Consider the following 13,762-nt stretch of genomic DNA (forward strand, 5'->3'; position numbering starts at 1 on the left):
GCCCGGGGCCCCCTCGGAAAGGCAATCTGCGCGATGGGCCGCACGCGATCAGAACCGGCGATCATCAGGTTTCATTTTTTTTGATTTCCCGGGAATAAAATCAGGCGCAGGTTCGTATACTCATTCATGGAACGGAAAGAACGCCCATTCGATGTCATTGGCCAGCTCGCAGCGCTTCGGCGCTACGCTCGTTCGCTCGTGCGCAATTCGGATGACGCTGAAGATCTGGTTCATGATGCCTTGGTTCGGGCATTCGAAAAGAGGCAGAGCTTCCGTCGCGGTCGCAATCTGCGCACCTGGCTCCTCTCGATTGTCCATAACGCTCACATAGACCGCGTCCGGCAGAGCCGATCCCAGACGCGACGGCACGATGAAGCCGCAGCCGAGGCCGACCAGTCTTTGCAGGCTGGCCAGGAGCATGCCGTGCGGTTGCAACAGGTGCGCGGCGCATTCTTTCGCCTTCCGGAAGAGCAGCGCGAAGCGCTTCACCTCGTGGCGATCGAGGATCTCTCCTACCAGGAGGCAGCCGCGGCACTTGGTATTCCGCTCGGCACGTTGATGTCGCGGATTTCGCGTGCCCGTGCGCAGTTGCGCGAGTTCGAGGAAAAGACGCCACGTAGCTCGCATTTGAGATTGATCGAAGGGGGCAGCAATGAAAACAGTTGATCCGATCATCGATGCCGATCTCGATGCCTATGTGGATGGCGAGCTTGACGTTGCGCGCCGTATCCAGGTCGAATCCTATTTGTCCGAAAATCCCGCAACGGCGGCCAAGGTGATGGCCGACCTCAGCATACGCGGCGAGTTGCGCCTGGCGCTGGCAAACGAAACTGCCTTTGGCCGTGCGGAGACGCGCGATGCTGCGCGGCGCCTCGAGCGCGGTCTTGCCTATGGTCGCATATTCCAGACAGTCCAGCGGATCGCTGCTGTTGGCGTTCTCGTTGCGGCAGGCTGGGTAGCGCACACGTCCTTTGGTGCGTTTACTGCAACCGAGGTCGTGGCCTCCGTCCCTGCCCCGGCCTATGTGGAAGACGCCGTTCGGGCCTATCAGACCGCTGTGCTACGACAATCCGTGCCCTCGCAGGCCGTTGCAAGCTACAGGGCGGAGGATATCCGCGCCGCAACTGCGATCGTGATGCCGCAGATTCCGAAAGACTGGACCATCTCCGATGTGCAGATTTTCCCGTCGGAATTCGGACCGAGCGTCGAGATGGCCATCCGCACAGAAGACGGCAAACAGATTTCGCTTTTTGCCGTCCGGCCCGGCGTATTTTCGGTCCGGTCGGTAAACCATATCGCACTGGACAATGCTGAAGCAGCCTATTGGCAGATCGGTGACGTGGCCTATGCCCTCGTCAGCGCCGACCGCACCATCCCGCTGGACCGGGCAGCCGACCAGCTTGCCCGCACCCTTTACTAGTTCAATCGAGGAGATCTGTATGAACCCGATCAATCAACGCTACGGCTCTGCCGTTGGCTCACAGGCACTCTTTGACGAGGGTCTTCGCCAGCACATGCTGCGCGTCTACAACTACATGGGCATCGGCCTCGTCATAACCGGCATTGTCGCATTCATCGTCGGCAGCACGCCGGCCCTCTATGTGCCGATCTTCCAGTCGCCGCTGAAGTGGGTCGTCATGCTGGCGCCGCTCGCCTTCGTCTTCTTCTTCTCGTTCAAGATCCAGACGATGTCGGCTAGTGCAGCACAGACGACCTTCTGGGCCTTTTGTGCCGTCATGGGCCTGTCGCTGGCATCTGTCTTCCTCGTTTTCACCGGCACGAGCATTGCGCGCACCTTCTTCATCGCAGCAACGATGTTCGGCACGACGAGCCTTTTTGGCTACGTGACGAAGCGCGATCTTTCCCGCATGGGCTCCTTCCTGATGATGGGCCTGATCGGTGTGGTGATCGCCAGCGTGGTCAATATCTTCCTTGGCTCCACCGCGCTGCAGTTCGCGATCTCGGTCATCGGTATTCTGGTTTTCGTCGGTTTGACCGCCTACGACACGCAGAACATCAAGGAGCAATTCTCCGAGAACCACGATCAGGAATCGAACCAGAAGCTAGCCGTCTTCGGCGCGCTGTCGCTCTACCTGAATTTCGTCAACATCTTCCAGCTGCTGCTCAACTTCACGGGCGAGCGGGAATAGGAACAAGCGCTTCTGGGGGCAATGGAAGCGCTCGAGCGCCCGGTCCGCAGTCTGTGACAGGATGCGTGGATCGGGTGTTCACCAAAGGGAAGTGGCCGGGTTTTGCCCGGCCACTTTCTTTTTGCCCGCAGTTCAGATGATGCCCCAGGCGCGGTAGCGTCCCCGTCCTGTGATTTCGCGGATACCGATATCGTTCAGCAAATTGAGCGCACCGCGGCTACTGACCCTCAACTCGCGGGCGACCATGGACGACGAGACCATCGGGCGCGACAGAACGAAGTTCGCAAGCTCCGGCAGGCTGCTATTGGAGCGGCGATCCTTGAAACGCATTTCCATTTGCGTCTGTGCAAGGAGCAGGCGGTCCATCTCCTTCTGGCCAAGAACCGCGCTCTGCGCCATGGCATCGAGAAAAGACTGCAGCAGTATCAATCGGTCGCGTGAGCGACGCCGCTCGTGGCGAACCGTCTTCAAGCCCGCATAGAAGGAAAACAGGTGTGACGCGACCTTGCCGCGCGCCCGCAGATAGCTTGCGACGAGCAGGCCGCCAAGCCAATGCTGGCGTCGCAACGGCTCGATTTTCTCCCAGGCCTCGAAAAGCACTGCAGCTCCAACTGTCGGCGGCAGTTCGTCTGCGATGGGAATAACGTTTCGCCATTCGTGCAGTCGCTCTGCCTCGTCCCACTCCTCGTCGTCAAAGAGACCAAGAGGGTCATCAGGGCGGCTTTCCTTCACGAGCCGGGCAAAGCTGTCCGGTTGTGCCTTTCCCAGATGGCTGTCCAGCAAGCGCTGGGAACGCTCCAGCACGGCGTCGATCTCTGCAAGTTCCGCCGACAGTGGCTCGTCCAAGTCGTCGTCGTCTTCCGCCACCAGCTGTTCTGCGCTTTTGCTTTCGGGAGCCCTCTCCTCACCTGCGCCAATCCCAGCCAGGACCGTGAGACCTGCATTGCTGAGCGCCCAGGGGGGAGCGCTCGTCCAGATCCGGCGTCGCGCTCTCAGGATCCCGTGTGCGATTGTCAGCTCATGGCTCGGTGCGCGCGCGTCCATATGCGCATCGTGAAGAACAAGGTCCTCAAGATGCACAAGTTCGCCTGCGACCCACATGGCACCGACGGCGTCGAAGAAATGACCGCGCTCTGCGAACCCCTCACCGACCGACGAGCGCTGTGCTCTCTCATCCAGCCGTGCCAGCCCGTCCTCCGCGTGAACCAGGCCGGGCAACAAATTCTTCAGCAGGGAGGCATCGATGTCATAGGCCATCGCTAGGTCTGCTTGCCTGTTCGATAGGCTTGATAAAGCTCGTCGAGCTTCTGGGCCAGATACTCTCCGAACTGCGGCGCATCCCCCATCTTCAGCGCAATCGTAAACGAATTGTGGAGGCTCTTGATGCGGCCTTTGATCTTGCCATCAGTCGCGGGGGTCCAATCATATTCCACGGCGTCTGGTTTTTCCTGCTTCCTCGCGAGCTCGGCAATCACCAATTCGAAGCGGCGATCGCTTTCGAGGCCACCGAAAGCCTCCGAATTGACCAGCGTCTGAAGCCGCGCCGCTGCCGCGGCACTCCACCCCTGCGCCAACGCTGTCCATTTGCGCCTTCCCGTGGCCGGGGCGGCGCCGATAGCCGCGATGATCTCCATCGGCACCGCTTTCGCGACGGAGATCAGCTTGGAAAGCTCTGTCTTGTCGGTCGACAAGGCCTTCATGATCACGGGCCGACCGAATCCCCTGTTTTCGAGATTGAAGGCGAAAACAGCCCGCTCGATATATGAAAGGTCTCGCCTTGCCGAGTTCTCGATCCCCTGCGCGATGACGACATCGGTGTCATCGAGGTTGCGGACGACTGCCTGCACCTTGCCTCCGAGCAGACGGATCGCCTGAAGCCGACGGTGACCGTAGGCAACCTGATAGCGTGTCTCGTCTTCCGGATGGGGCCTGACGAGAATGGGCACTTCCTGCCCATTTTCGGCAATCGATTGCACCAGTTCGTCATCCGTATCGAGTGGCAGATCGCCAAGCCGATCGCGCATGAAGGAGACATCGATCAGAGCGGGGTCGAGCTCGACAATACGTTCACCGGAGAGCAACGCTTTCTGCATTGCCCTGCTTTCTTCCTCCATGCGACCGAGGGTCAACGCCATCGAGCGCACAGGCCCCGCCGGTCCTCGTACGGGCGACTGATCCTCCAGGTTGGCCGCGGCCAACTCCTGCGCCGTATCGTCAAAAAGTCCCTTCAGCCGATCGCGTCTGCTCATCTCCGACCCCATGCCTTATGGATTTCCGCAAGCACTTCACCGTTTGCCGCATTGACCGATTCCAGCGCCCGGTCATAGGTCGACCGACGCACCTGGCCCCTTTCGATCTCGTAGAGAGATTGTTTCGTCAGTCCTGCATCCGCAATCGCCGTCGACTTCAGGATCGTCGCCGCCAGCACGTCATCGCTAAAAAGATTGCGCAGCAGCGCCACGATCTGGGACTGTGGCGCATCGAAGGGCTCGTGACGGGTCACAACATATTTGATGAAGTCGTGCTGCAGGTCGCCGCCCGCCTTGCGCACCACGGACAGAAGGTCCGACGTCATCAACAGGAACTGCGACATCGACGCGACATCGACCATCTGTGGATGGATCGTGATCAAAAGTGCGGTCGCCGCGCACACTGCCCCGAGCGTCAGATAGCCAAGCTGCGGCGGGCAATCGATGACGACCACGTCGTAGTCCGCTTCGACTTCGCAGATCGCCACGCCGACGCGCCGAAAGAACACTTCCCCTGTCCGCTGGCGGTCGCTCAGGGCGCGAGGGGTTTCATGCTCGAACTCCATCAGTTCGAGGTTTCCAGGTACGAGATCCAGCCCATCGAAATAGGTCTTGCGGACGATATCCTTCAGTGATCGGCGGTTGTCGTCGTAGCGGATTGCGCCGTAGAGCGTATCGCCATCATCAAGGTCGAACTCCGGTTGGACGCCAAGCATGGATGACAGCGACGCCTGCGGATCGAGGTCGATCGCCAACACGCGATACCCGTTGAGCGCCAGGTATTGCGCAAGATAGAGCGTCGTTGTCGTCTTGGCCGAGCCGCCCTTGAAGTTGGTCACAGCCACAGTCTGAAGCGTCTCGCCAGGCCGGCGCCGCGGCAAATAGGATAGCGCATCCTTCGGCTTTATCGTCGCCATATGCAGGCGAAGCTCATTGATCTGGCCGAGAGTATAGGACCGCCGGCCGCTCGCCGTCACATCCGGCAGTGGCCCTTTGCCATCGAGCGAAAGCTGGCGCAGGTAGCCATCAGACACACCGATCATCTGCGCCGCTTCGCCAGAGGTGAAAGTCCGCAGCGTCTTTTGCAACAACGGCGAAAACAGCTTTTCGCGCAGAAGCTTCAGCTGCCGCGAGAGTTGGTGCGCATGCCGCTCGATCCGGATATCCGTCGTCGATACGCTAATGTTGTCCAAGACACCCGATCTCCAGCGATGCGCTTTTTGGTCGATTCTTCGACAAAAAGCGTATCGAGGATGGCACGATTCGTGATTCGCGGCAATGATAGCGGTGAGCGGGCGCAGCCAAGTTGGCCGCGGCCAACTTGGCTGCGTGGCCTTGCGGAGACCGGCTGACTGCTGCAAAACGGGCGCAATCGATCAGAGGAGCCGGCGTGCGTCACATCCACATCATTGGCATCGGGACAGGAAACCCCGAGCACGTCACGGTTCAGGCCATCAACAGCATGAATGCCGTCGATGTGATCTTTGTGCCAACGAAAGGGACGGCGAAAGAAGGCCTGGCTTCGGTTCGTCGTGATATCTGTGAGCGCTACCTGACCAACGCGCACACGACGATTGCCGAATTCACCGTTCCGACACGCGCGACGGTAGGTCGGACTTACATAGAAAGCGTGGACGAATGGCATGCTGCGCTTGCGCAAACCTACGTGCGCCTGATCGACGCGCTTCCCGACGATGGCAGGGGCGCGGTTCTCGTCTGGGGCGATCCCAGCCTCTACGACAGCACCATCCGCATTATCGAGCGAGCAAGGCAGATCGGTGCTGCGGAGTTCGACTTCACGGTCATCCCCGGCATCACCAGCATCCAGGCGCTTGCCGCAAGTCACCGCATTCCCCTTAATCTCGTCGGGAAACCCGTAGAGATCACGACCGGCCGCCGACTGGCTGAAAACGGCAATCGCGCCGATAGCACGGTCGTGATGTTGGATGGCGAGCAGGCGTTCTCGAAGATCGAGGACCCCGATGCGGACATTTTCTGGGGTGCCTACCTGGGAACGAAGGATGAAATCGTGATCTCGGGACGCCTGGCCGATGTTGCCGATGACATTGTCAGGACGCGAGCCGATGCCCGGGCGCTTCACGGCTGGATCATGGATATCTATTTGCTGCGCAAAGGTCACGATTTCGACGATCTTTGATCGCCTCGACCGTTTTGCTCTGAGTGCCTCGATCATATAAGGACATGATCGAAGGAATTGGCGAACATGGCGCGCGGCACACTGACAGAAAAGCAAACAACCGACGGGCAGATATCGCCGTCGGCTCGGCGTGGTGCCTGCCCGACCCTGTCGCTGCCCATGCAGACCGGCGATGGCCTGCTGGCGCGCTTGCGACCGGCCGGCGGCGTCTTCACCCTCCATCAATTCAGGCAGCTCGCTCGCGCCGCGCTGCGATACGGAAACGGAATCCTCGAGATTACTGCACGTGGCAGCGTCCAGATCCGTGGGCTGGCGGCCGACACGGTTGACCCCATGGCATCCGCGATCGACGCGGCCGGCATCTCCGTTTTTCCGGGGCCGGTGATCGAGCTGCCGCCTCTGCACGGCATTCTTGGCGATGATGTCGCGGACGCAGCCGCGATGGAGCATCTCGTCCGGACGCGGCTGGCCGAACTTCTCCAGGCACCCGCGTTGGCGCCGAAGCTGTCTGTTCTCATCGACGGCGGCGGAGTTTTCGGTCTGAGCGCGATTAGCGCCGACATCCGTCTTGTGGCCATTGCGCCTTCGATCTGGATGGTAGCGATCGCCGGAGACGGGCACCACTCCCGCCCAATCGCTAAGGGCACAGCGGATCAGGCCGTTGACGCTGTCGGCGACGTTCTGAGATTGCTCATTTCAATGGGACGGCACCGGCGCTGCCGCGATATTGGTGGCGAATGGTGGCCACCCTCCTCTCCAAGCATCGATGTCCTGGCAATGCCAGGCCCGTCGCGTGGAAAAACCGCCCCGACAGGCATTCACGCCGCCCCCGACGGGCAAATCGTTCTCGGACTGAAACCGCGATTTGGACAAATACGCGGAGCGGACATGGTCGGCTTTCTGAACGCGGTCGAGAGCTTCGGCATCCGAGACATCCGGCCCGCTCCGGGGCGCTGTTTCTTTCTGACCGGGCTGACGCCGCAGGGCGCTTCATCGGTTCAGGAGCTCGCTCCGCATCATGGTTTGTCTGCCGACGCCCACGACCCCTCGGATCATATTGCCGCATGCGCCGGATCGGGGGCCTGTGCATCCGGCTCTTATGCCACCAAGACACTGGCGGAAACGATGGCGGCCCGCTGCTGCGAGCTGCTGGACGGAACCTTGACCGTTCATTTGTCGGGCTGTTCCAAGGGGTGCGCGCATCCGCGACAGGCACTCACACTCACTGGTGCAGAGGGCGGGTATAGCCTGATACTCGATGGTCGGGCTTCGGACGCGCCGGATGCACAGATTGCTAGCGGCGACATCGATTCCGCTATAGAGAAGCTCGCTCGCCTCATAAAGAACGAGGGACATGCTGGCGAATCGGCCGCAGCCTGCCTTAGACGGCTCGGCAAAGGCTACGTCACGCGAGCGCTGCGACAGGGATAGGAATGCCAGAATACGATTACATTCACAGCGGTGACGCAATTTACGAACGCTCCTTCGCGATCATCCGCAGCGAGGCTGACCTGTCTCGATTCTCCGTTGAGGAGGCTGATATTGCCGTGCGAATGATCCATGCGTGCGGCCTCGTGGAGGCGGCAGAGCATTTTGTCTTTTCGCCACACTTTGTCAGCGCTGCACGCAACGCGCTGCATGGCGGAGCGCCGATCTTCTGCGATGCGGAAATGGTCGCTCACGGGGTCACACGTACACGATTGCCGGCGAAGAACGAGGTGCTGTGCACGCTGCATGATCCGCGTACAGCCAGTTTGGCAAGGCAGACCGGCAACACGCGCTCGGCGGCCGCGGTTGATCTCTGGCTGGATCGGTTGGCGGGCAGTGTGGTTGCGATCGGCAACGCGCCGACAGCATTGTTTCATCTGTTGGAACTGCTGCGCGATGGTGCGCCCAAACCGGCGGCGATCATCGGCATGCCGGTAGGCTTCGTCGGCGCGGCTGAATCCAAGGATGCGCTGGCGGAAAACTCCTACGGGGTGCCGTTCGCGATTGTGTCTGGCCGCCTCGGCGGCAGCGCGATGACAGCAGCTGCCGTGAACGCCCTTGCGAGGCCGGGCCTATGACCAACACCGGCCGTCTTATCGGGGTCGGCACGGGTCCTGGTGACCCGGAGCTGTTGACCGTCAAGGCCGTCAAGGCAATCGAGACTGCCGATGTCGTTGCCTATTTCGCCAAGCGGGGCAGGGGTGGCAACGGCAAGGCGATCGTCGCGCACCTCCTCACCGGGGATAAGACGCTATTACCCCTCTATTATCCCGTTACGACAGAGATCGAAAAGACCGAAGCCGACTACCGAAGCCAGATTACCGGCTTCTACGACCGGTCGGCCGATGCGGTCGCAACGCATCTGGAGGCTGGCCGGACTGTCGCCGTCCTCAGTGAAGGCGACCCGCTGTTTTACGGCTCCTACATGCATCTGCATGTCCGGCTGGCCCATCGCTACCCGACGCAGGTGATCCCCGGGATCACCGCCATGTCGGGTTGCTGGTCGGTCGCGGGCATCCCGATCGTTCAAGGCGACGACGTCTTGTCCGTGCTTCCCGGCACGATGGCCGAGGCCGAACTGCAACGCCGTCTGGCCGACACGCAGGCAGCCGTCATCATGAAGGTCGGCCGCAATCTGCCGAAAATTCGCCGCGCGCTGGAGGCATCCGGCCGGCTGTTCGAAGCGGTGTATGTCGAACGCGGCACCATGGCGAATGCTGCGATGGTGAAGCTTGCCGACCGCCCCGATGGCGAGGCGCCCTATTTTTCGCTCGTGCTCGTCCCCGGCTGGGAGAGTAGCCGATGACCGGCACGCTGTTCGTGATCGGAACCGGTCCCGGCAATCCGGACCAGATGACGCCGGAAGCCCTGAGCGCTGTCTCGCGGGCCACGGAATTCTATGGCTATGGCCCGTACCTCGACCGACTGAGTTTGAGAAGCGATCAGCAGCGCCAGGCCTCCGACAACAGGGAGGAACTCGACCGGGCCGCCGCCGCCTTGCGGGCTGCATCGGCAGGAGCGGTTGTCTGTGTGGTATCGGGCGGCGATCCGGGTGTGTTTGCCATGGCGGCAGCCGTTTGCGAGGCGATCGACAGCGGCCCCAAGGAATGGCTCGACGTCGATCTGGTCGTCCTGCCTGGCATCACAGCGATGCTGGCGGTGGCCGCGCGCATTGGTGCACCGCTTGGCCACGACTTTTGTGCCATATCCCTATCGGACAATCTAAAACCTTGGGATATAATAGAAAAACGTCTTGAGGCAGCGGCCGACGCCGGATTTGTGATCGCTCTCTACAATCCGATCAGCAAGGCCAGACCATGGCAGCTGGGCAAGGCGTTCGAGTTGCTGCGCGCCCATCTTCCGCAAGCAACGCCCGTCATCTTCGGTCGCGCGGCCGGACGTCCGGACGAGCGCATCACCGTTCAGCCTCTCGCAGAGGCCGACGCAACGATCGCGGACATGGCCACCTGCGTGATCATAGGCTCTACGGAGACAAGGGTCGTGGCGCGCGGTGACAAGGGGGATCTTGTCTACACGCCGCGTTTCATTTCGGGAGGAAACAGGTGATCGATTGCCGCCAGTGCCTCATCGACAGTGGCGACCGTCTGCATGACGGAGGCTGGCGCGCGCGCTATCATCAGCACCTCTATGCCCCGACGCCGCGCCGCTGCGATTTTGGCATAGGTCGCGGCGCCGCCGCTATTCTTCGCAATCACGACGTCGATGCGATGTGCGGCAAGCAGACGGGCCTCACTTTCAATGTCGAAGGGGCCGCGATCGAGGATGAAGCATGCATCAGGCAAAGCGATCGGCAGCTCGACGGGATCGACGCTACGAACAAGATAGAAGTGTTGCGGGGCACCCTGCGCGAAGTGTGCCTCCTGTCGCCCGATCGCCAGAAACACCCGCCGCGAGACGGGGCCGAGCGCCGAGATCGCTTCGGGGACATTGGCAACATGTGTCCATCTGTCACCTTCTTGCTCCGCCCACTTCGCGCGACGCAGGGCCAATACCGGAACGCCGACCCTCGCGGCGGCCTGGCTTGCGTTCTGCGAAATCCTGGCAGCGAAGGGATGCGTCGCGTCGATCAGAAGGTCGAAACCACCGTCACGCAGAAACGTCGCAAGTCCCTCCGCTCCGCCAAAGCCACCTGTCCTCGTTGGAACCGGCTGGGCGGACGGTTTTTCCGTGCGCCCAGCCAACGACATCAAAACGTCGTATCGCTCTCGGCCCGTCAGCGCCTGCGCCATGGCGCGCGCCTCGGTGGTGCCGCCGAGCATCAGAATGCGGATCTTGCCCATGTCTGATATGTCTTGCGCCTCCAACCAACGTTGGCTGACTATTATCGGTATCGGAGAGGATGGTCCAGACGGGCTCGGTGACGAGGCAAAGCGACTGGTCGCCGCCGCGGTGGTGGTGTTTGGTGGCGCCCGCCATCACGCACTGGTCGCCGACCTCATTTCCGGCGAACGTCTCCCTTGGGAAAGCCCTTTTGAAAAGTCGATCGAGGCGATCATGTCTCGCCGAGGCTCGCCCGTTGTCGTGCTCGCGTCGGGCGACCCGTTTCTGTATGGTGTCGGAGCGTCATTGTCCCGACGCGTGAGCCCTGACGAGATGCGTGCCATTCCTGCACCGTCCTCGTTCAGTCTTGCCGCTTCGCGGCTCGGCTGGCCGCTGCAGGACACGACGTGTCTGTCGCTGCACGGGCGACCGCTCGATCTCATCCGTCCGCATCTGCATCATGGCCGCCGCATCATCACTCTGACATCGGATGCCGATACGCCAGGTCAGCTTGCCGCACTCTTGAGCGCCACGGGCTTCGGCCAGTCGCAGTTGTTGGTTCTTGAGGCGCTCGGCGGCGAGCGGGAACGCTTGAGAAAGTGCCGGGCCGATGGCTTTCATCTGACGGGCATCGATCCGCTGAACCTTTGCGCAATAACCGTTGTGGCAGGGCAGGGAGCCAGAACGTTGCCCTTCACCGCCGGTCTGGACGACGCTCTGTTCGAGCACGACGGCCAGATCACCAAGCAGGATATCCGCGCCATTACACTCTCGGCGCTGGAACCCTGCTACGGAGAGCTTCTCTGGGATATTGGCGCGGGATCGGGCTCGGTGGGCATCGAATGGATGTTGCGCGACCCTTCCATGCGCGCCATCGCGATTGAGCAATCGGCTGACAGGGCGCTGCGCATTGCCCGCAACGCAATGGCGTTCGGGGTACCGGGCCTGGCGGTTGTCGAAGGAACGGCGCCCGATGCACTCGATGCACTTCCCGAACCCGACGCGATCTTCATCGGCGGCGGCGGCAGTGAAAAGGGTGTCCTCAGTGCAGCGATCGCACGCCTCAAAGGGGGAGGGCGGCTTGTTGCCAACGCCGTGACCCTGGAGATGGAGGCGAAGCTGATCGCCATTCACGCTGAGCTGGGCGGTTCGCTGAGGCGGATCGAGATAGGGCGGGCGTCCCCTATCGGCGGCATGACCGGCTGGCGGCCGGCGATGCCCGTGACCCAATGGCGCTGGACCAGGAACTGAAGGTGAAGACATGACAGTGCATTTCATAGGAGCCGGCCCGGGCGCTGCCGATCTCATTACGGTGCGCGGCCGCGATCTGATCGGCCGGTGCCGGGTCTGCCTCTATGCCGGCTCGATCGTGTCGCCGGAGCTGTTGAAATATTGCCCGCCAGGTGCCCGCATCGTCGACACGGCGCCGATGTCGCTTGACGAGATAGAGGGGCAATACCTGCAGGCGGAAAAAGCAGGCGAGGATGTCGCACGACTGCATTCGGGGGATCTTTCCGTCTGGAGTGCTGTTGCAGAACAGATCCGCCGCCTGCAAAGGCATGGGATCGACTACACGATGACGCCCGGCGTTCCGGCATTTGCCGCCGCGGCCTCAGCCCTTGGGCGCGAGCTTACGATCCCGGCCATTGCCCAGAGCCTCGTGCTGACACGGGTATCCGGTCGCGCATCGCCGATGCCCAACGGCGAGACGCTGGCAAAGTTCGGCGCGACCGGTTCGACGCTCGCCATCCATCTTGCCATTCATGCCTTGAGACAGGTCGTGGACGAACTCACGCCGCTCTACGGTGCTGACTGCCCTGTCGCGATCGTGGCGAAGGCCTCCTGGCCGGACGAGCGGATCGTGTGGGGAACGCTTGCCGACATCGAGGGGAAGCTTGCCGACGAACCGATCGAGCGCACCGCAATCATCTTCGTCGGACCGTCCCTGGTGACCAGCGACTTCCGCGAAAGCTCGCTCTACGATCCCGCGTATCAGCGACGTTTCAGGGGGAGGGGATAGTCTCCTTCTGTGGGAGGCCATGCCTGGCCTTCCCCACTTGTGGAGGATCGTTCCGAGGATCCTCTCACCCCCGTCAACCGAGTTTCGCGATGGCGCGCAGATTGTCGGCCGTTGTCGTCGGGAATTCGAAGAATTCGAGATAGGCGGGGATCTGTTCGAACAGCATGTCGGTTCCGACCTGAAATGCACAGCCCCGGGCACGGACCGCCTCGAGCAGGGGGGTCATCTCCTTTGTCATCACAACTTCGCCCACGAAGGTCGACGACGAAAGACGGGCTACATCAAACGGTAGCGGGTCATCCCGTCCCATTCCAAGGGGGGTCGCGTTGACGACGATGTCAAAACCTGCGGGATCGGCCGAACCGCTCGCGACTTGCAGGTGCGGATAGTATTTGTTCAGCCGGTCGACCAGCGCCGCCGTTGTCGCCCCGTTGGCGTCGAAGATCGCGAGACGTTCCACACCCGCCTGTGCCAACGAGGCAGCGATCGCCGAGCCGACGCCTCCGGCACCCACGACGAGCGCGTGCGCTCCTGCAACCGGTTTGCCCTTGCGCAGAATGCCGCGAACAAAACCCTCGCCATCAAACATGTCACCGATCAGCCTGCCATCCGGACCGAGGCGAACCGCATTGCATGAGCCCGCGACCTTCGCGTTGGTCGACGCTTCGTCCAGCAGCTCCATGGTCGAGATCTTGTGCGGCATCGTGATAAGAGCGCCGTGGATATTCGACAGCCGGAAGATGAGCTTCAGAAACGCGCGATAGTCTTGCGGCCTGCAGCCCATGGGCACCACAACGGCATCAATCCCGTTCTGCTCGAAATATGGATTGTAAATCAGCGGCGCCTTGAATGCCTCGGTGGGGTAGCCGAGGTGTGCGATGAGTTTGGTGGTCCCGGTGATCATTTTGCTGGACTT

General features: G+C 61.5%; 15 protein-coding genes. 10 read left to right on the plus strand and 5 right to left on the minus strand.

Annotated features, from left to right (window positions below):
* Window positions 1-126 precede the first annotated feature (126 nt).
* From AC1D2R_RS20650 to AC1D2R_RS20660, 3 genes are read left to right on the plus strand one after another with little or no spacing between them, the layout of a single operon-like run.
* Window positions 127-666, plus strand: a complete 540-nt coding sequence (locus AC1D2R_RS20650; RefSeq protein WP_477969933.1) for a sigma-70 family RNA polymerase sigma factor — start codon at window positions 127-129, stop codon at window positions 664-666.
* Window positions 653-1,420: an anti-sigma factor family protein gene (locus tag AC1D2R_RS20655; protein ID WP_477969934.1), complete on the plus strand. Its 768-nt coding sequence runs from the start codon at window positions 653-655 to the stop codon at window positions 1,418-1,420. The genes AC1D2R_RS20650 and AC1D2R_RS20655 overlap by 14 nt, the downstream gene beginning before the upstream one ends.
* A 19-nt stretch (window positions 1,421-1,439) precedes the next feature.
* Window positions 1,440-2,150 carry a Bax inhibitor-1/YccA family protein gene (locus tag AC1D2R_RS20660; RefSeq protein ID WP_477969936.1) on the plus strand — a complete coding sequence of 237 codons (711 nt, stop codon included), beginning with the start codon at window positions 1,440-1,442 and terminating at the stop codon, window positions 2,148-2,150.
* A gap of 132 nt (window positions 2,151-2,282) precedes the next feature.
* Here the strand turns inward: AC1D2R_RS20660 and AC1D2R_RS20665 are convergent, their stop codons facing one another.
* The 3 genes from AC1D2R_RS20665 to repA are packed head-to-tail and all read right to left on the minus strand — an operon-like array spanning window position 2,283 to window position 5,592.
* Window positions 2,283-3,407, minus strand: a complete 1,125-nt coding sequence (locus AC1D2R_RS20665; RefSeq protein ID WP_477969938.1) for an RHE_PE00001 family protein — start codon at window positions 3,405-3,407, stop codon at window positions 2,283-2,285.
* 2 nt (window positions 3,408-3,409) lie between these two features.
* Window positions 3,410-4,399, minus strand: a complete 990-nt coding sequence (gene repB / locus AC1D2R_RS20670) for a plasmid partitioning protein RepB (RefSeq protein ID WP_477969940.1) — start codon at window positions 4,397-4,399, stop codon at window positions 3,410-3,412.
* Window positions 4,396-5,592 (minus strand): plasmid partitioning protein RepA, encoded by a 1,197-nt coding sequence (gene repA / locus AC1D2R_RS20675; protein ID WP_477969942.1) that lies wholly within the window; start codon window positions 5,590-5,592, stop codon window positions 4,396-4,398. The genes repB and repA overlap by 4 nt, the downstream gene beginning before the upstream one ends.
* A 197-nt stretch (window positions 5,593-5,789) precedes the next feature.
* Between repA and cobF the strand changes: the two genes are divergently transcribed.
* The 5 genes from cobF (at window position 5,790) to AC1D2R_RS20700 (ending at window position 10,112) form a co-directional block, all read left to right on the plus strand.
* On the plus strand, window positions 5,790-6,557 hold the full coding sequence (cobF, locus tag AC1D2R_RS20680; RefSeq protein WP_477969944.1) for a precorrin-6A synthase (deacetylating): 768 nt from the start codon (window positions 5,790-5,792) through the stop codon (window positions 6,555-6,557).
* A gap of 66 nt (window positions 6,558-6,623) precedes the next feature.
* On the plus strand, window positions 6,624-7,988 hold the full coding sequence (gene cobG, locus AC1D2R_RS20685; RefSeq protein WP_477969946.1) for a precorrin-3B synthase: 1,365 nt from the start codon (window positions 6,624-6,626) through the stop codon (window positions 7,986-7,988).
* Between the two features lie 2 nt (window positions 7,989-7,990).
* A complete protein-coding gene (locus AC1D2R_RS20690; protein ID WP_477969948.1) occupies window positions 7,991-8,623 on the plus strand; it encodes a precorrin-8X methylmutase in 633 nt (210 codons plus the stop codon).
* Window positions 8,620-9,351: a precorrin-2 C(20)-methyltransferase gene (locus AC1D2R_RS20695; RefSeq protein WP_477969950.1), complete on the plus strand. Its 732-nt coding sequence runs from the start codon at window positions 8,620-8,622 to the stop codon at window positions 9,349-9,351. Before AC1D2R_RS20690 ends, AC1D2R_RS20695 begins: the two co-directional genes overlap by 4 nt.
* Window positions 9,348-10,112, plus strand: coding sequence for a precorrin-3B C(17)-methyltransferase (locus AC1D2R_RS20700; RefSeq protein WP_477969952.1), 765 nt, complete (start codon window positions 9,348-9,350; stop codon window positions 10,110-10,112). The genes AC1D2R_RS20695 and AC1D2R_RS20700 overlap by 4 nt, the downstream gene beginning before the upstream one ends.
* Here AC1D2R_RS20700 and AC1D2R_RS20705 read toward each other — a convergent pair.
* Window positions 10,076-10,846 (minus strand): cobalt-precorrin-6A reductase, encoded by a 771-nt coding sequence (locus tag AC1D2R_RS20705; RefSeq protein WP_477969953.1) that lies wholly within the window; start codon window positions 10,844-10,846, stop codon window positions 10,076-10,078. The two genes, AC1D2R_RS20700 and AC1D2R_RS20705, sit on opposite strands and share 37 nt — an antisense overlap.
* On the opposite strand from AC1D2R_RS20705, the gene cbiE reads away from it, so the two are divergent.
* Window positions 10,845-12,077 carry a precorrin-6y C5,15-methyltransferase (decarboxylating) subunit CbiE gene (cbiE, locus tag AC1D2R_RS20710; RefSeq protein ID WP_477969955.1) on the plus strand — a complete coding sequence of 411 codons (1,233 nt, stop codon included), beginning with the start codon at window positions 10,845-10,847 and terminating at the stop codon, window positions 12,075-12,077. The genes AC1D2R_RS20705 and cbiE overlap by 2 nt on opposite strands.
* A 10-nt stretch (window positions 12,078-12,087) precedes the next feature.
* The gene (gene cobM / locus AC1D2R_RS20715; RefSeq protein WP_477969957.1) at window positions 12,088-12,846 is read left to right on the plus strand and encodes a precorrin-4 C(11)-methyltransferase; all 759 of its coding nucleotides are present in this window, start codon (window positions 12,088-12,090) and stop codon (window positions 12,844-12,846) included.
* A gap of 73 nt (window positions 12,847-12,919) precedes the next feature.
* Here the strand turns inward: cobM and AC1D2R_RS20720 are convergent, their stop codons facing one another.
* The gene (locus tag AC1D2R_RS20720; protein ID WP_477970036.1) at window positions 12,920-13,750 is read right to left on the minus strand and encodes a shikimate dehydrogenase family protein; all 831 of its coding nucleotides are present in this window, start codon (window positions 13,748-13,750) and stop codon (window positions 12,920-12,922) included.
* Window positions 13,751-13,762 lie beyond the last annotated feature (12 nt).

This window comes from Rhizobium sp. P1_C7 (genome assembly GCF_056406295.1).